This is a genomic window from Micromonospora sp. NPDC050795 (assembly GCF_044456785.1).
Classification (GTDB): Bacteria; Actinomycetota; Actinomycetes; order Mycobacteriales; family Micromonosporaceae; genus Micromonospora.
The window spans coordinates 25,597-42,783 of record NZ_JBITGE010000047.1 but is presented as its reverse complement, the minus strand read 5'-3'; the positions used below and the strand labels follow the sequence as shown (position 1 = coordinate 42,783).

The 17,187-nt window shown below is 69.6% G+C and carries 13 protein-coding genes; 3 read left to right on the top strand and 10 right to left on the bottom strand.

Annotated elements, in window-relative coordinates; translation table 11 throughout:
- Window positions 1-363: 363 nt before the first annotated feature.
- Together ACIBEF_RS29375 and ACIBEF_RS29370 are read right to left on the bottom strand one after the other, a co-directional pair.
- A complete protein-coding gene (locus ACIBEF_RS29375) occupies window positions 364-1,203 on the bottom strand; it encodes a DUF4081 domain-containing GNAT family N-acetyltransferase (RefSeq protein ID WP_210815761.1) in 840 nt (279 codons plus the stop codon).
- Window positions 1,204-1,208: 5 nt separating this feature from the next.
- The gene (locus tag ACIBEF_RS29370; RefSeq protein WP_396796544.1) at window positions 1,209-1,508 is read right to left on the bottom strand and encodes a hypothetical protein; all 300 of its coding nucleotides are present in this window, start codon (window positions 1,506-1,508) and stop codon (window positions 1,209-1,211) included.
- Between the two features lie 206 nt (window positions 1,509-1,714).
- On the opposite strand from ACIBEF_RS29370, the gene ACIBEF_RS29365 reads away from it, so the two are divergent.
- Window positions 1,715-2,308, top strand: a complete 594-nt coding sequence (locus tag ACIBEF_RS29365) for a PadR family transcriptional regulator (protein WP_357200254.1) — start codon at window positions 1,715-1,717, stop codon at window positions 2,306-2,308.
- A gap of 149 nt (window positions 2,309-2,457) precedes the next feature.
- Here ACIBEF_RS29365 and ispG read toward each other — a convergent pair whose 3' ends face one another.
- The 7 genes from ispG to ACIBEF_RS29330 all read right to left on the bottom strand — a co-directional run bounded on the left by ispG (window position 2,458) and on the right by ACIBEF_RS29330 (window position 12,864).
- Window positions 2,458-3,630, bottom strand: a complete 1,173-nt coding sequence (ispG, locus tag ACIBEF_RS29360) for a flavodoxin-dependent (E)-4-hydroxy-3-methylbut-2-enyl-diphosphate synthase (protein ID WP_112588507.1) — start codon at window positions 3,628-3,630, stop codon at window positions 2,458-2,460.
- A gap of 9 nt (window positions 3,631-3,639) precedes the next feature.
- The gene (locus ACIBEF_RS29355; RefSeq protein ID WP_396796542.1) at window positions 3,640-4,890 is read right to left on the bottom strand and encodes a M50 family metallopeptidase; all 1,251 of its coding nucleotides are present in this window, start codon (window positions 4,888-4,890) and stop codon (window positions 3,640-3,642) included.
- Window positions 4,890-6,101 carry a 1-deoxy-D-xylulose-5-phosphate reductoisomerase gene (dxr, locus tag ACIBEF_RS29350; protein ID WP_396796541.1) on the bottom strand — a complete coding sequence of 404 codons (1,212 nt, stop codon included), beginning with the start codon at window positions 6,099-6,101 and terminating at the stop codon, window positions 4,890-4,892. The genes ACIBEF_RS29355 and dxr overlap by 1 nt, the downstream gene beginning before the upstream one ends.
- A 202-nt stretch (window positions 6,102-6,303) precedes the next feature.
- The gene (locus tag ACIBEF_RS29345; RefSeq protein WP_396796539.1) at window positions 6,304-6,966 is read right to left on the bottom strand and encodes a Uma2 family endonuclease; all 663 of its coding nucleotides are present in this window, start codon (window positions 6,964-6,966) and stop codon (window positions 6,304-6,306) included.
- 149 nt (window positions 6,967-7,115) lie between these two features.
- Window positions 7,116-7,565 (bottom strand): hypothetical protein, encoded by a 450-nt coding sequence (locus tag ACIBEF_RS29340; protein ID WP_396796538.1) that lies wholly within the window; start codon window positions 7,563-7,565, stop codon window positions 7,116-7,118.
- Window positions 7,566-7,890: 325 nt separating this feature from the next.
- Window positions 7,891-11,862, bottom strand: coding sequence for a CARDB domain-containing protein (locus ACIBEF_RS29335; protein ID WP_396796536.1), 3,972 nt, complete (start codon window positions 11,860-11,862; stop codon window positions 7,891-7,893).
- Window positions 11,863-12,312: 450 nt separating this feature from the next.
- Entirely contained in the window at window positions 12,313-12,864 is a 552-nt protein-coding gene (locus tag ACIBEF_RS29330) for a GNAT family N-acetyltransferase (protein WP_396796535.1), read from the bottom strand.
- A 51-nt stretch (window positions 12,865-12,915) separates the two neighbouring features.
- Here ACIBEF_RS29330 and ACIBEF_RS29325 point away from each other — a divergent pair, with 51 nt between their 5' ends.
- Complete coding sequence (locus tag ACIBEF_RS29325; protein WP_396796534.1) at window positions 12,916-13,755, top strand: YhjD/YihY/BrkB family envelope integrity protein; 840 nt, start codon at window positions 12,916-12,918, stop codon at window positions 13,753-13,755.
- Window positions 13,756-13,879: 124 nt separating this feature from the next.
- The gene (locus tag ACIBEF_RS29320; RefSeq protein ID WP_396796532.1) at window positions 13,880-15,475 is read left to right on the top strand and encodes a phytoene desaturase family protein; all 1,596 of its coding nucleotides are present in this window, start codon (window positions 13,880-13,882) and stop codon (window positions 15,473-15,475) included.
- Window positions 15,476-15,571: 96 nt separating this feature from the next.
- Here the strand turns inward: ACIBEF_RS29320 and ACIBEF_RS29315 are convergent, their stop codons facing one another.
- Window positions 15,572-17,152 carry a Rieske 2Fe-2S domain-containing protein gene (locus ACIBEF_RS29315; protein ID WP_396796530.1) on the bottom strand — a complete coding sequence of 527 codons (1,581 nt, stop codon included), beginning with the start codon at window positions 17,150-17,152 and terminating at the stop codon, window positions 15,572-15,574.
- Between the last annotated feature and the right edge of the window lie 35 nt (window positions 17,153-17,187).

Here is a 17,187-nt window from a genome sequence, read left to right as displayed (position 1 = left end):
GCAGGCCACCGACCTCGTCGCCCAGCACTGGAACAGCTGACCCACACCACCACCACACGGCAACAGCACACCGACCGCTGGCCGGCACCCGCAACGTGGGGTGCCGGCCAGCGGCATCTCCGTGCCCTGACTCCGCACAGACCGCACCACGACACCGACTTGCTGGCCGATACCCCAACCCGGGGTGCCGGCATCTGCCTGTCCGTCCGGCAGGCGCACGCCGGTGGCCGCAGAGTCGCGCCGTCGGAGTCAGTTGGCGCCCCTGCCCGGTGGCTCTCAGCAGATCTTGGACAGTTTCCGTCAGGCGCGAACGGAAACTGTCCAAGATCTACGGGGATGCATCACCACCCGCACCCGCAGCGGTCAGAAGAGGACGGTGGCCAGGGTGCCGATCGGCTGGAAGCCACACCGCTCGTAGACGCGGCGGGCCGGGAGGTTGAAGTCGTTCACGTACAGGCTGACGGTGGGGGCGACCCGCAGCAGCGCGTCGCGGACCACGGCTGCCATGGCGGCGGTGGCGATCCCCCGGCCTCGCCACTCCGGTGCCACCCAGACGCCCTGGATCTGCGCCGTCCGTTTGGTGACCACTGCCAACTCGGCCTTGAACACGACCTTGCCGTCGACGATGCGGGCGTACGCGCGACCGGTCCGGACCAGGTCGTTGACCCGTCGGCGGTAGCTGCGTCCGCCGTCCTCGGCCAGCGGGGAGACGCCGACCTCTTCGGTGTACATGGCCACCGCTGCCGGGAAGAGCCGGTCGACCTCGCCGGAGCGAACCTGGCGTACCTCCGGATCGGCCGGTACGGGTGGCAGCGTGTCGGTGACCAGCAAAGGCTGATTGGGTCGAACGTCTCGCGCTGGCCCCCATGTGTCGGAGAGGCGGTCCCACAGCCCGAGGACGGCATCGGCCCGGCCGACGATGGAGGAGCAGAGCCGCTCCTCGCCCGCGAGCAGGTCGGCGAAGGCAGCCACCGCGGCGTCGCTGGCCAGCACCGGCGTGAGGTTGCCGCCGAGCCAGCAGAGTGATTCGAGGTTGCGGCGGGCTCCGTACCCCAGGATTCTGCCCTCGGCCCGCCACCACGAGAGTCCGCGCGCGGCGATGCGCTCGGCGACCTGCGCGCCCGCGAACGGGTCATGGTCGAGCAGTCGCTCGACCGCGCGGCGCTCCGATTCCCCCAGTTGGCGTACCGGCACCGTCAGCACGGCTATCAGCCTGCCAGATCAGCCCCCCGCTTCGCCGGTCGAGTGACAAGGCCGGCACCGGTTACCCGGGGCCGGGTCCGCCCGGCCCACCGGACGACCGGGGGCACCAGGGCTCCGAGCAGGAGAAACAGGGCACCGAGTACGAGCCAGCCGGGTACGCCCCAGCCGAGGGCCAGGGTGGTCACCACTACCGGTGCGAGCATCTTGCCCAGTTCGTAGCCCATGCCGTACGCCCCCTGGTACCGCCCCTGGTCGTCCGCCGGTGCCAGCCCGAAGGAGATCCCCAGCCGGCGGCGGAGTGCCACAGTTCCCCGGTGATGTGCGCGAGCGCCCCGAGGCCGAGCAGGCCCACCGCCCCGGCGGTGGGCAGCGCGCGCTGGCGGCGAAGAGTACGCAGGCCAGGGCGATGGCCACACCCGCTCGTACGGGTTTGTTAGATGAGGGTTGTCGACGATGCATTGCCGATATATCGTTGATGCATCAGCGATAGTCCTAGGGAAGGAAGAGCCTCATGAGGTTCCACCGACAGCACCACCCGATGCACGAGGCCCGGATGCGGGGGTTCGGCTTCCCACCGGTCCCGCCCGGTCCGCACGGCCACGGTCACGAGCACGGACACGGCGGCCCCTGGGGCGGCCGGGGCCGTGGTCGGGGTCGAGGCCGACGACCCAACGTCCGGGCCTCCGTGTTGGCCCTGCTCACCGAGCGGCCAATGCACGGCTACGAGATGATCCAGGAGATCGACTCCCGCACCGGCGGTGCGTGGCGGCCAAGCCCCGGCTCGATCTACCCCACCCTTCAGCTTCTGGAGGATGAGGGCGTGATCGTCGCCAGCACCGAGGAGTCCGGTGGTGGGCGGAAGCGGTTCACTGTCACCGAGGCCGGTCAGGCGGAGGCAACCGAAGCCGCGCAGACCCCGCCATGGGCGGACGTCGCCCAGGGCACGGTGAGCAGCTGGCACGACATCCGCGACTCCGGCACGCAGGCGATGAACGCTCTGCGCCAGGTGATGATGAACGGCACCGACGACCAGCGTGAGCGGGCCGCCCAGGTGCTCGACGAGACCCGGCGCAAGCTGTACGCGATCCTCGCCGAATCCGAGTGACCCCAGGCCGCACCACAGCGCCAGCCCGCACCACAGCGTCAGCCCGCACCACAGCGTCAAGCCACACCGCAGCGCGCAGGCGCACGATCAGCACAAACGCAGAGCGGCCGTTCCCCGCACGGGGAACGGCCGCTTTTCCACCTGGAAAATCAGTGCACGGTGACGGTCGGGCCGGTGACCAGCCCGCGCAGCTCCTCGGGAAGCTCGGCGCCCATCTCGTCGGCGATCCGCAGCGCCTCTTCGATGAGGGTCTCGACGATCTGGGCCTCGGGCACCGTCTTGACGACCTGCCCCTTGACGAAGATCTGGCCCTTGCCGTTGCCGGAGGCGACGCCGAGGTCGGCTTCCCGGGCCTCACCCGGACCGTTCACCACGCAGCCCATGACGGCGACCCGCAGCGGCACCGGCAGCCCTTCCAGGCCGGCGGTGACCTCCTCGGCGAGCTTGTAGACGTCCACCTGGGCCCGCCCGCAGGACGGGCACGAGACGATCTCCAGGCCCCGCTCGCGCAGACCGAGGGACTCCAGGATCTGGTTGCCGACCTTGATCTCCTCCACCGGCGGGGCGGACAGCGACACCCGGATGGTGTCGCCGATCCCCTCGGCCAGCAGCGCTCCGAAGGCGACCGCCGACTTGATGGTGCCCTGGAACGCCGGCCCGGCCTCGGTGACGCCGAGGTGCAGCGGGTAGTCGCACTGCTCGGCGAGCTGCCGGTACGCCCGGATCATCACGACCGGGTCGTTGTGCTTGACCGAGATCTTGATGTCGCGGAAACCGTGCTCCTCGAACAGCGAGCACTCCCACAGCGCCGACTCGACGAGCGCTTCGGCGGTCGCCTTGCCGTACTTGGACAGCAGCCGCTTGTCCAGCGACCCGGCGTTGACGCCGATCCGGATCGGCACCCCCGCCGCCCCCGCGGCACGGGCGATCTCCTTGACCTTGTCGTCGAACTGCCGGATGTTGCCGGGGTTGACCCGGACCGCCGCGCAGCCGGCGTCGATCGCCGCGAAGACGTACTTGGGCTGGAAGTGGATGTCGGCGATCACCGGGATCTGCGACTTCTTGGCGATCGCGGGCAGTGCCTCGACGTCGTCCTGGGACGGCACGGCCACCCGGACGATCTGGCAGCCGGACGCGGTCAGCTCGGCGATCTGCTGGAGGGTCGCGTTGATGTCGGAGGTGAGGGTCGTGGTCATCGACTGCACCGACACCGGCGCACCGCCGCCGACCGGAACCGAACCGACCATGATCTGGCGGCTGGCCCGACGAGGAGCGAGCGGCGGGGGCGGCACGGCGGGCATACCGAGACTGATAGCTGTCACTTCAGGCACTCACCTTGAGAAGAGCGTGATGGGGTTGACGACGTCCGCGGCGATGGTCAGCAGCGTGAACGCGCCACCGATCAGGATCACCGCGTACGTGAAGGGCATCAGTTTGAGGTAGTCCACCCGGCCGGGGTCGGTCCGGCCGATCCGAGCGTAGATCCAGGAGCGGGCCCGTTCGAACCAGGCGATGGCGATGTGGCCACCGTCCACCGGCAGCAGCGGCAGCAGGTTGAACACGCCGATGAAGAAGTTCAGCGACACGAAGAGCATGAAGAAGACCAGCCAGGCGTTGTTCTCCACCGCCTCGCCGCCGAGCCGGCTGGCGCCGACCACGCTGATCGGGGTGTCGATGTCGCGCTCGCCGCCGGTGAGGGCGGTCCACAGGGCGGGGACCTTCTGCGGGAGGCGCTGGAGCGCCTGGGCGGTGCCGACGGCCAGGTCGCCGGTGAAGTCGGCGGTGGCGCCGAAGGCCCCGACCGGGCTGTACGTCACGCGGGTGGGCGTGCTGGGGACGAGCCCGACGCCGAGGGCTGCCACCGGGGCGGCGGCACCGGTCGGGTTGTCCAGCGGCGGACGCTGGGTCTGCGCGAGCACGGTGCTGGTGGTGGCCGGCTGCCCGTCGCGGACGTACGCGATCTGCGCGGTGTCGCCCGGCTTGAGCCCGCGCAGCGTGGTGAGCAGGTCGCCGTAGGAGTTGACCGGGGTGCCGTTGATCGAGGTGATCCGGTCCCCGCTCTTCAACTGCGCCTGGGCGGCAGGGCTGGCCGCGTCGGCGGAGGTGCAGGCGCGCACCGCGTTCTCCGGGACCACACACTGGCTGAGCTGGATGACGGCGGGCTCCTGGCGGGCCTGCGCGTCGGTGGTCGGGAAGTCGGGGTTGGGCAGGCCGGCGGAGACGGCCAGGATCCAGATGGTGACCAGGGCGAGCGCGAAGTGCGTGATCGACCCGGCGGCCATGACGATCGTCCGCTTCCAGACCGGGTAACGCCACATCACCCGGGACTCGTCGCCCGGCTCGACGTCGTCGTCCTGCGGCGTCATCCCGACGATCTTGCAGAAGCCGCCGAGGGGGATGCCCTTGAGGCCGTACTCCGTCTCACCTCGCCGGAACGACCAGATGGTGGGCCCGAAACCGACGAAGTACTTGGTGACCTTCATCCCGAACGCCTTGGCGGTCAACAGGTGACCCGCCTCGTGCAGGCTCACCGAGATGAGAATGGCCAGGGCGAAGAGGACCACCCCGAGCAGGTACGACATCAAGCTCCTTCCACCGAACCCGCGATGATCTCCTGCGCGTGCGCGCGCGCCCACGACTCGGCCGCGAGCACGTCCTCGACGGTACCTGGTTCGTCGAAGTCCGGAGCCTCCTCCAACACCCGTTCGAGGGTGTCGACGATGCCGAGGAACGGCAGCCGGCCCGCCACGAACGCGGCCACGCACTCCTCGTTCGCCGCGTTGTAGATCGCCGGCCGGCAGCGCCCGGCCTCCCCGGCGGCCTTGGCCAGGGCGACGGCCGGGAACGCGTCGTCGTCGAGCGGCGCGAACTCCCAGGTGTGCGCGGCCGTCCAGCCGACGGCGGTGGCCGCCTCGGGGACCCGGTCGGGCCAGCCCATGCCCAGCGCGATCGGCAGTCGCATGTCCGGTGGGCTCGCCTGGGCGATCGTCGACCCGTCGACGAATTCGACCATCGAGTGGATCACCGACTGCGGGTGCACCATCACGGTGATGTCGGAGTAGGGCACGTCGAACAGCTCGTGCGCCTCGATCACCTCAAGCGCCTTGTTGACCATGGTGGCTGAGTTGATCGTGACGACCGGCCCCATGTTCCAGGTCGGGTGCGCCAGGGCCTGCTCGGGTGTGACCTGCGTCAACTCGTCACGCCGCCGACCCCGGAACGGGCCGCCGCTGGCCGTGACGATCAGCCGCCGCACCTCACCCCGCGTCCCGGAGCGCAGACACTGGGCCAGCGCCGAATGCTCCGAGTCGACCGGCACGATCTGCCCCGGCCGCGTCACCGCGGCCTTGACCAGCGGGCCGCCGGCCACGAGCGACTCCTTGTTGGCAAGCGCGAGGGTACGACCACCGCGCAGCGCGGCCAGCGTAGGAGCGAGGCCCAGCGAGCCGACCACCCCGTTGAGCACGATGTCGCACTGCCACTGGGCCAGCTCGGTCATCGCGTCCGGGCCGGCCACGATCTTGGGAAGCTTGAAGTCACCGGTGGCCCACCCACGCCGGCTCGCCTCCGCGTAGAACGCGAGTTGCAGATCCTGCGCGGCGGACGCCTTCGCCACCCCGACCGCCTCGACGCCCAGTTCGAGGGCCTGCGTGGCGAGCAGCTCGACGTTGCCGCCGCCGGCACCCACGGCGACCACCCGGAACCGGTCCGGGTTGCGCCGGACGATGTCGATGGCCTGGGTGCCGATCGAGCCGGTGGACCCGAGCAGAACAAGGTCGCGGGGGGTAGTCACCCGGCCATTCTTCCCCACCGCCGCTGCACGCCCGCTGGGAGCCTCAGCCCTACCCGCTCAACGCCCGCCACCTCGCCACACCGGTCACCCCGCCCCGGCCGCACGAGCCGCCTGCCCTTACCCCGTCACGATCGACTCGGGTTCACGGAAGTCGGGGCATTCCTGGCGCTAGGACGGCCCGATTTCCAAGAACCCGTGTCGATCAAGCCAGGTCGTCGGGCGAGTCGGTGGTGGTCGTGAGGTCTGGCGGTGCCTCCTCGCCGAGCAGGTCGGCCGGATCGATGGAGAACTCGAACGGCTCCCGCATCACGAAGCGCGTCCCGGCCGCGGCGGCAGCCACCGGCCGGTACTCCCCCTCGGTCAGCTCGTACAACGCGATGGTGGGCACCCGATTGCGCAGGTCGACCCGGATGAAGAAGGGCACGCCGGCGGCGGCGTACTCACGCGGCCGGTCGATGATGTCCTTGCGCCGGTTTCCGGGAGAGACGATCTCGCCGAGAAGCACGGCATGCCCGATGCCCATCGTCGTTCGACCGCCCCCCGGAGCGTCGAGAATGACGATGTCCGGGATGAAGAGATCCTGCCCCGAGACGATGTTGGTCTCAAGGTAGAGCCACAGCTTCGCGCGACGGGCCGCCTGCTTGAGGAGGTAGGCAAGGTCAAGCTCGGCGTCCTGATGGTCGTATCCCGCGTGTGGTGTCACGATCACGCTTCCGCTCAGGACCTCAACCTTGGGGCCGTTGGTTTCCGGCAACAGGTCGAGGGCGAGCTGCGCAGTCCAGGGTTCGTCGTGCCACCGCAGCACGTCGAACGACGGCTCGGTGTGCTGCGGCGCAGGCTCCGGCGCGAACGCTGCCTGGGCCATCCGGGCTCACCCCCTCAGCGGGACATTCTGCTCAGGTCAGCCTAGCCACCGCAGCCCGAGAAACGCGTCGTCGCACACAGGGTCCGTCGGCCCGAGATGACTGCACCGCGACGAGGCGCGAGACGCGTGCAGATCTTGGACACTTTCCGTCATGGACGAACGGAAAGTGTCCAAGATCTGCGGGCCGGTGCCCGACTCGTCGTGGTCCGGTGTCGCACGACGGCCAGCCAGACCGCTGCGCCGACGCAGACGACGGCCAGCAGGGACAGCAGCACCAGGGCCGGGTTGACCCAGGCGGGCACCAGGTCGTAGGTGGCGTTGCATCGGTCGCGGAGCGGGAACCACCGCGACGACTCACGCCAGTGCGCGGCGCGGTAGGCACTGTCGTAGGTGACGCCGGCCTGTCGGCAGGACTCCTCCGAGCTCATGGAGGAACCCGCGAACGCGCCGACGAACCAGGTGACAGCGGCGGCGACGATCGAGAGCCCGGCCGTCGCGGCGAACCAGCCCGGAGTCTTCCAGCGGCCGGTGAGCAGGGGTCGGCCCCACCACCAGAGCACGAGCAGAGCGGGTACGGCGAGACAGAGCCCGGTCGTCACGACACCCATCCTGATTCGTCAGCCTCCCGCCAGCGAGCCGGCCTTGATCATCACACGGGCCGGCTCACCGCCGCGAACATGACGAAGGCTGTCCAGGCCGACGGGGTGAAGGTTCGGCGAGACCACGCTCAGCGAGGATGATGCGCAGTTCCTGCGTACCCGAGTGTTCTGTGACGGCCTGCTCGGCGACGCCGTGCGCTGCCGGCGGCGCGACGGCCACGACGGACCCTGCGCTGCGGCGATCGACTCGGCTTCATGGAAATCGGGGTGTCCGCAGTCCGCGGACACCCCGATTTCACTGAAACCGTGTTGATCAAGCGGCGAACTAGCCGCCGTTGATGACGAACTGCGAGCCCGGCTGGATGACGATGTTGCCGTCGGCCGAGTTGGTGATCGTCACGTTCGTCAGGTTGGCGTTGCCGCGCGCTCCGCTCATCGCGAGGATGCCGGCACCGTTGTTGGACTTGTCGATCCGTACGTTGGTGATGGCGACGTTCGGGATGTTGCCGCCACCGTTCTTGAACTGGATGCCGTCGAAGGTGGAGTCGATGATGTCGGTGTCCCGGATGGTGACCCCGACGATGTCCCTGGTGGCCGGGAAGATCGTGATGGCACCGAACTCCTGGTCCTCGTTCCAGAACGCGCCGCCGGTGCGGTAGAGCCCGTTGTTGGCGATCAGCGTCGTGCCGGAGAACGGCAGCGGGTCGTGGTCGGTCGCCAGCATGATGCCCGGGTAGTTGGCGGTGTCGTAGATCAGGTTGTTCTGGATCGAGTTGTCGTAGCCGCCGTAGATGGCGATGCCGTTCGCCCGCCAGGGCAGCTGGATGGTGTTGTTGACGAAGTGGTTGTCGTGGGCGATGTCGACGTTGCGGTCCTTGACGTACGGGTTGGCCCAGACGGCGAGCGCGTCGTCGCCCGTGGTGCGGAACGACGAGTTGAACACCCGCGAGTTGCGCGTGCCGTTGCTGAAGTTGATGCCGTCGGCGTACGTGTTGCGGATCCGCATGCCGCTGAAGTCCAGCCCGTCGGCGGGCCCCCACAGGTCGGGAATGTTGTCGTAGTCGCGACCCACCCAGACGCCCACGTTGGCGTGCTCGATCCAGACGTTGCTGATCTTCGTGCCGGCGCCAAAGCGACCGTTCAGACCGACGCCACCCTCGGCGTTGCCGTCACCGCCGCGGATCCGGCCCGAGCCGAAGATGGCGATGTCGGAGATCTGGGTGTTCTTGTCGATGTCGAAGCCGAAGTTGCCCTCGTGCGGGTGGTTGATGCCGCCCACCACGTTCTGCGGCTCGGTCAGCGTGTAGAGCTGCGAGTGCCACATGCCGGCGCCCCGGATCGTGACGTTGCTGATGCCGACCTGGTTGTGCATGCCCCGGTTCAGCGGGTCGTCGGTCAGGATCTTCTGCTCCTGCCGCCACTGCCCGGCCGGAATCCAGACGCAGCTGATGACACCGTTCTGGTCGTCGGTCACCGCCCGCTGGATGGCTGCGGTGTCGTCGATCCCGTCGTTCGGAACCGCGCCGTACGAGGTGATCGAGGTGCAGCCGGCCGGCTGGCTCGCCGGCCCCGCCACCTGCTCCAGGTCGATCATGTCGATGACGTAGAAGGAGGCGGTGTCACCCGAGTCGCGCTGCAACTTGAACCGGGTGCCGGCCGGGTACGACTGCGCCAGCAGCGCGTTCGACTCGTCGAAGAGCCGCCGGGCGTCGGCCTGCGGGGTGTTGGTCAGCGCCTCCGGCCCGTCGGTGTTGCCGTAGAGCCAGCTGTGCTTCGACGACAGGGTCAACTTCCGGGAGAAGACGTCGTTGACGTAGAGGCTGATGGTCGCCTCGATGCCGCCGCCACCGGGCGCGTCCGGGATGGAGTTGCGCACCACGATGGAGTTCGCCTGGTTGGCAGAGGTGAACTCGACGAACTGGCCGGTGCTGGTGAGCCGCACCGACTTGCGCCCCGAGGACTCGCTGGCGAAGTTGGTGTGCCCGAACGTCCGCAGGGCGTCGGTTTCCAGCAGCGTGCCCTGGTAACGACCGGCCTCCGCCTCGTAGGAGACGTACGGGACGGCTGCCCCGCGCCCGACCACGATCGACTGGCTGAACGCGTTGTTGGTCTCGTTGGTCTCGGCGACCACGTTCGTGGCGTCGGCGGTGGCGGTGAGGGTGGCGCCGCCGCTGGTGGCGGTCCAGGTGCCGCTGACGGCCACGGTGACCGTCGCGCCGGCGGCGATCGAGGCGGTGTTGGTGTTGAGCGTGGTGCTGCCCGCCACCAGTCGGGTGACGGTGGTCGCGCCGGTCGCGGTGGTGCCCCGGTTGCGAACCGTCACGGTGAAGGTGACGGACGCCCCGACGGCCGGGTTCGGCGGGTTCGAGGCGATGCTGAGCACCTGAAGGTCCGGGCCCGGTGCCTGCGCCACCACCAGCGGCGACGCCGCCGTGAAGCTGTTGTTGCCGTTGTTCTGCTCGACGATCGTGTTCGCCGGGTCGACCACCGCCGAGACGGCGTAGCTGCCCATCGGCCGGGTACCGGCGTTGAACGACACAGTGGTCGAGGCGCCCGCTGCGAGCGCGCCCACCGAGGCGCTGCCGACGACCGCGCCGGCCAGACTGAAGTTCACAGTCGTCGCACCGGCCGACGCCGAGCCGATGTTCTGCACGACGGCCGAGAGGGTGACCGGGGAGACCTCGCTGGGCGATGAGGGCGACCAGGTCACCGAGCTGACGACCAGGTCCGGGTTGGGCGCCGGGGTGCCGCACACCTCAAGCTCGGCCACCTGGCCGGACGGGGCACCGGTGTTGCCGGTGAACCGCAACTGCACGTCCGCGGTGGTCGCGCTGACCGGGATGGTCACCACGTTGCTGCCCTGGGCGAACTGGTAGGCCGCCGCCGACACCAGGCTGGTGTACGAGGACGAGGCCTGGTCGCGGCCGAGGACCTGGATGGTCTGGGTACGGGTGCCCCAGGACGAATCCGGGTTGAGCTTCACAGTGACGCCGGAGATGGAGTGGTTCGCGCCGAGCGCCACGGTCAGGTTCTGCGGGTAGCTCGCCGCGCCCTCCCAGTAGGTGGAGAGCTGCCCGTCGTTCGCCTTGTCCGGGGTGAAGCTGAAGGTGGAGCCGCTCGCCGTCATGCTCTTGCCCTGCGCCACGTTGGTGCAGGCCGGCGGGTTGCTGCCGGTCCGGGTGACGGTGTTGCTGTTGCCGGAGAGGTTGCCGGCTCCGTCGCGGGCCCGAACGTAGTAGGAGACGGTCGCCGTCGCCGGCTGGGTGTCCTGATAGGTGAGGACGGTGCCCAACGTGGCGATCAGGCTGCCGCCCCGGTAGACGTTGTAACCGGCGAGCCCGCTGCCACCGGAGTCGGTGGAGGCCCCCCAGGTGAGCGTGATCGTGCTGCCCGACGTGCTCTGCGACAGCGTCCCGGGGACGCTCGGCGCGGTGGTGTCACCACTGCCGGTACGGGTCACCGTGTTGCTGTTGCCGGACAGGTTGCCGGCCGCGTCGCGGGCCCGGACGAAGTACGACACTGTCGCCGTGGCCGGCTGGGTGTCGTTGAAGGTGGTCACGTTGCCGACGGACTGGAGGAACGCGCCGTTGCGGTAGACGTCGTAGCCGGCGATGCCGCTGCCGCCCGCGTTGTCGGTCGACGCGACCCAGTTGAGGCTGATGGTGGTGCCCGACTGGGTGTACGAGAGGTTGCCGGGAACGCTCGGCGCTGTGGTGTCCGGGGTGGTGCCGCCGCTGCCGTACACCTCCAGCTCGGAGAGCTGCCCGGCCGGCCAGCCGCTGTTGGCGGTGATGCTGATCCGGACGTAGCGGGTGGAGGTCGAGCTGAAGTTGATCGTGGCGGTGCTGCCGCTCGCCGGGTTGAAGGTGTACGTCTGCGACCCGACCAGGTCGGTGAAGGACGAACCGTTGGTGCTGCCCCGCACGCTCAGCGTCTGCGTCCGGGTCCCCCAACCGGAAGTCGGCAGCTTCAGAACGACCTGGTTGACGCTCTGCGACGAGCCGAGGTCGACCTGCACCCACTGGGGGAACGCGTTGTTGAGGCTCTCCCAGTAGCTGCCCGCGTTGCCGTCGACGACCTTCGACGAGTCGTAGACGTCGGCGTGGCCGCTCTCCTGGGTGGGACGGCCCTGTGCGAGGTTGGTGGCCGCCGGGGCGAAGGCGCTCGGTGCTGCTGCGGCCGGCTCGGCGGGGCGGGCGGCGGCGGCCGGGTTCGCGAGGGCGGTCGCCCCGGCCGTCGCGATCAGCGCGGCGGCGGCCGTGGCCGCCACCATCCTGAACAGATTCGTTCGTCTCATCACTGTCCTTGTCGTCGGGGGACGGTTGCCGCGGTGGCTGGACCACGGGGGTGGGGGGTGCGGCGGTGCAGCGCCGGCCGACGCGAGAGGGCCGGTGTCGAGAGAGACGGATGGTACGGGCGGCGCGGGGGCGCCGACCGCCCTGGAAACACCAGAGGGGTACGACTATCAACGGGCCTCCCCAGGAGGCCCGTTGAATCTTCCGAGTGCGTGCACAAAACCGTGCATGCCTTTGTCGAAATCTTGCGTTACTTTGGCCCAAAGGTTACTGACGTGCTACGGGAGCGTCAACACTTCGACCACTGTGACTATTGACGGACTTGTCTGCCCTGGGGGTCGACCCATGGCCCTACCTGCAGGCAAATTCGGGGAAGGTGCTGCCTCCTGACGACTGGAGGCAGCACCTTCCCCGAAGTTGTGCGGATCTTGCGTCAGGTCGTGCGGGAACGATCAGGCATCTGGTGCGGTCAGCACGAACGTCTCCAGCAGCTCCCCGCCGTACCAGTCGGTGCGCTGACCGACATGGGTCATGCCCAGCCTCCGGGCGACAGCCATCGACGGCTCGTTGCCCGGCGCCACGACCGCGTAGATCTCCCGGGTACCGGCGGCGAACTCCCGGTCGACCGCTGCGCGGGCCGCCTCGGTGGCGAAGCCGTGGCCCCACGCGTCCGGGTGTAGGTGCCAACCCACCTCGATGTCGTCGCTCCGGCGCGACTCGTCGCGCCCCGGCAACGGCTTGAGCAGAACCGTGCCCACCACCTGACCCGTCTCGCGTACCTCGATCGCCCAGGTGCCGTACCGGCCGCCGTCGGTGGCGTGCCGCTCCTGCCAGATCCGCAGCCGCTCGACGGCCTGCGCCGGGTCGGTCAGCGGCAGGCCCGGCGCGACTCCCAACCAACGGCTGATCTCCGGGCGGGAGTAGATGTCGTAGATCCGGGCCAGATCGGCCGGATCGGCGGTCCAATCGCGCAGGATCAGGCGTTCGGTGGTGAGAACAGTCATGACCGGCGATCTTAAGGAGTGACAGCTCCGACGACAGGGAAGGAGGACCCGATGGGCAACGGATGGCAGCGCACGAAACGAATCACCAGTGCGGCGTTCCGTCCGGTGCGCGGACGGGACCTGTCGCTGCACGCCGCCGCGATCACCTTCTACGGGGCGATCGCCGTGGTGCCGGTCGCCCTGCTGGCGATCTGGCTCACCGCGCTGGTGGCCGGGGCTGACCGGGTACGCCGGCTCACCTCGTACGCCGTCGAGGCCCTGCCCACCGCGATCGGCGCGCCCCGGGCGGTGGAGGCGCTGGTCGACGCCGGGGTGGGGTTGACCCCGCTGCTGGCGCTGGCCTCCCTGCTGCCCGCCTCACTGTACGGCGAGGGCCTGCGCCGGGCGTTCGTCTCGGTGGCCGCGCCCCGCTCCGACGAGCACCTGGTCGGCTGGCGGGGCCGACTCCTGCTGCTGCCACTGCTCGCGCCCGCCCCCGCGCTGCTGCTGTCGATCCTGCTGGCGCTTCCGCTCACCACCCGCCTCGTACGCCAGGGCGGTTGGCTCGGTGTGCTCGGCGTGGTGTTGTCGTTCCTGGCGGTCTGGCTGGTGCTGACGCCGGTGCTGGTGTGGGTGTTCCGGGTCGTCGGGCCGGCCTCACCGGACTGGCTCTCCACCCTCGGGGTCGGGTCGTTCACCGCGGCGAACCTCTCCGGCTTCCTGCACGGCTTCGTGCTCTTCGCCTCGCTCCCGCTGGACCTGGGAGTGCCCTTCGGCGGCTTCGACGACATCGGCGCCGGCGTGGCCGTCCTCCTCTGGCTCTACCTGTTCCACGTGATCGTCCTGGCCGGCTACTCCGCCACCCTGGCCCTCTCAAACTGGCGCCGGACCCCCACCCCCACCCCGGGTTGATCATGGAGTTGGCGTCACCCGGGTCGGCGTGTCGCGACGCCAACTCCATGATCACCGCAGCGGTGGGGGGTGAGAGGGTGGACGGGGTTCTCTGGGGTGGTGGGGCGGACTAGGCTGCCGCGGCATGAGCAGTGAGATTCCGGCCCGCGCCGACGTCGTGATCATCGGTGCCGGGCACAACGGTCTGGTCTCCGCTATCCTGCTGGCCCGGGCCGGCCTGGACGTCCTCGTGCTGGAGGCAGCCGGCGTGATCGGCGGCGCGACCCGCACCGAGAACCCGTTCCCCAAGGTGCCGGGGCTGCGCCACTCCACCGGGTCGTACCTGCTCGGGCTGATGCCCCCGGAGCTGCTCGCCACGCTCGACGTACGGATCCCGGTGCTGCGCCGCGACCCGCACTACTTCCTCCCCACCCCGGGCGGCCTCGGCTCGCCGTACCTGCTCAACGGCCGCGACACCGCCGCCACCCGGGCGCAGCTCGCCGAGTTCTTCTCCCCCGCCGACGTGGCCGCCGACGACGCCATGCAGGCCGAGCTGGCCGCGCTGCGGGAAGACCTCGCCCCGACCTGGCTGGCCGAGCCGCTGAGCGTCCAGGAGACCGCCGAGCAGCACGTCCGTCCGGCGCTGCGCCAGGTCTTCGTCGACCTCGTGCAGGGCTCGGTCGCCGACTACCTGGCCCGGTTCGAGTTCCGCTCGGAGCTGCTGGTCAGCATGTACGCGGTCACCGACGGCCTGTCCGGGCTCAACGCCGGCCCGGACGACCCCGGCACCGGCCACAACTTCCTCGTGCACAACATGTGCCGACTGCCCGGCTCCGGCGGCACGTGGATGATCGCCGAGGGTGGGATGGGCACCGTCTCCAGGACCTTCGCCGAGGCCGCGCGCGCCGCCGGAGCGACAATCCTGACCGGTACGCCGGTGCACGCGGTGACCATGGACGGCGGCGCGGCGAGCGGAGTGGTGCTGGCCGACGGTCGGGAGGTCGCCGCCCGGGTGGTGCTCGGCGCGTGTGACCCGTACCGGCTGATGGACCTGTTGCCCGACGGCGCGCTCCCGGCGCGGCTCGGCGAACGGATGGCGGCGGTCCGCCGGCCCGGCACCACCCTCAAGCTCAACCTGGCGCTCACCGGGCTGCCGCGGTTCTCCTGCCTGCCGGACGGCACGCCGAGCCCGTTCGGCTCGACCATCCACCTGCTGCCAGGGTCGGCGTCGCTGGTCGGCGGGGCGGAGACCTCACCGATGACCGCGCTGCGCGCCATGTGGGCGGACGTGCAGGCCGGGCTGCTGCCGGCGGAGCCCACCATCGAGTGGTACCTGCACACCACTGTCGACCCGTCGCTCTCCGACGCCGCCGGGCACCACTCGTCGGCGCTCTTCGTCCAGTCGGTGCCCTACGAGTTGGCCGGCACCACCTGGGACGCGGAGCTGCCCGGCTACGTGGACCGGCTGATCGGGATCGTCGAGCGGTACGCGCCCGGCACCGCCGACCTGATCGCCGACGCGGTGCCCCTGCCGCCGCCCGGCATCGAGGAGCACTTCGGCATCACCGGCGGGCACATCCACCACGTCGACAACACCGTCTCGTTCACCGACCGGATGCCCTACGCCACCGGCGTCGACGGTGTGTACGCCGGCAGCGCCGGCTGCCACCCGGCCGGCAGCGTCATCGGCGCGGCCGGCCACAACGCCGCCCGCCGCATCCTCACCGACCTCGGCCGCTGACGAACTCCCGCGATCTTGCACTTTCGGTAGCCGTTATGGGCGGTACGCCCTGCTGTGGCGCAACAGAAAGTGCAAGATCGCGGGTGGGGCGCGGGGTCAGATCACGGCTTCGCCGGCCGGGGCGGGGGTTTCCGCGTCCACCCGGTGGGCTCGCACCTTGTGCCCGACGCTGGTCAGGCAGCGGCCGCTGGGCAGGTCGAAGCGCCAGCCGTGCAACTGGCAGGTGAGCTGGTCACCGTCGACGATGCCGAAGCGGGTCAGGTCCGCCTTCAGGTGCGGGCACCGCCGCTGCACCACCCAGTCGCCCAACGTGATGTCCTCGGCGTCGGTGCTGCGCTCGTGCTCGTCGTACCAGCCCTCGGCGTACTGGAGCCGCTCCTCGGAGAGGCACTTGAAGAACGCGTAGACGAACTCGTTGTACTGGCCGATCCGGGCCGCCGAGAACCGGCAGGACAGGAAGAGCGAGTTGACCCAGTCCACCTCGTCGATGAAGAGCAGGTGCTCGATCAGCGACCGCTCGGTCCGGAACCGGTAGCGCACCTTCTCGTCCGCGTACGGCCGGACCTCCTTGCCGGGGAAGTCCACCACGATCGACTCGACACTCTCGCCGTCGTACCCCACCAGGTCGAACCGGACCGGGCCACCGACCCCCTTGGCCAGGTAGATCGACTCGTCGAGCAGCGGTTCGATCCGACGCTTCATCTCGCCGAGCACGTCCACCTCGGGGTGCCGCCAGGACGCCTTCTCCGCCTCGATGATCGGGCGCTTGCGCTCCCGCATCTCCTCCAGGTGCGCGACCTTGTTCGCGAAGAACTCCTGCACCGGCACGGGGTGGGTGGTGCTCGCGCCCTCGGTGGTGACCTCGGCGACGCTGCCCGGCAGCAGCACGATCCCGTTGGTGCCACCGACCTTGGCGTACTCCGACAGGAAGACGGACTGGTCGGGGAAGATGTTGCCCTCGTCGCCGTGGATGTCGTTGAACTGCCACAGCGCGTCGTCGAGGAAGCACGGCGGGCCGGCGATCGGGAAGACGTGCGACGCCTTCAGGTCGTCGATGTACCGCCAGGTCCGGTCGAACTGCCGGTCACGCTTCTGCTTACCGAACGCGGCTTTCGCCGCCTGCGGAAGTTCGTAGACCATCGGGTACCAGATCGCACCGGAGAACTGGAGCAGGTGCGCGTGCACGTGCCCCAGCTCGGCGAAGACGCTCAGGTCGGTGGGGCGGGCGTCGTTCTGGTTGAGCAGCCGCACACCCTCGTACTCGACCCAGAGCGAGGAGTCGCCGATCGGCCCGTCGGTCGGGCTGGTCAACGCCTGAATCATGATCTTCAGCCCGCCGGGCAGCTCCACCACCTGCTCGTTGGGCGCCTTCAGGAACTTGGTGAAGCCCAGCGCCCGGAACTCGTCCTCCATCTCCGAGGTGGGGAACTCGGGGAGCAGGACCGTGGCGTCCTTCGAGATGAAGTCGCGCAGGTGCTTCGCGTCGAAGTGGTCCCGGTGCAGGTGGGAGACGTACAGGTAGTCGACCTGACCCAGACTCTCCCAGTCCAGCAGTGAATTGTCGGGAAACGGGAACCACGACGCGAAGTAGGCCGGGTTGACCCACGGGTCGCACAGGATGCTGCCCGCGGCCGTGTCGATCCGCATGCTGGCGTGCCCGGTTCCGGTCACTCGCACCGCACAGTCCCCCTCAAACAGACAATCAGGTGTAC

Coding starts and splice junctions, on each gene's coding strand:
- ACIBEF_RS29365 (WP_357200254.1), top strand. CDS start 1,715: ATGAGGTTCCACCGACAGCACCACCCGATGCACGAGGCCCGGATGCGG.
- ACIBEF_RS29355 (WP_396796542.1), bottom strand. CDS start 4,890: ATGTCGTACCTGCTCGGGGTGGTCCTCTTCGCCCTGGCCATTCTCATC.
- ACIBEF_RS29345 (WP_396796539.1), bottom strand. CDS start 6,966: ATGGCCCAGGCAGCGTTCGCGCCGGAGCCTGCGCCGCAGCACACCGAG.
- ACIBEF_RS29335 (WP_396796536.1), bottom strand. CDS start 11,862: ATGAGACGAACGAATCTGTTCAGGATGGTGGCGGCCACGGCCGCCGCC.
- ACIBEF_RS29330 (WP_396796535.1), bottom strand. CDS start 12,864: ATGACTGTTCTCACCACCGAACGCCTGATCCTGCGCGATTGGACCGCC.
- ACIBEF_RS29325 (WP_396796534.1), top strand. CDS start 12,916: ATGGGCAACGGATGGCAGCGCACGAAACGAATCACCAGTGCGGCGTTC.
- ACIBEF_RS29320 (WP_396796532.1), top strand. CDS start 13,880: ATGAGCAGTGAGATTCCGGCCCGCGCCGACGTCGTGATCATCGGTGCC.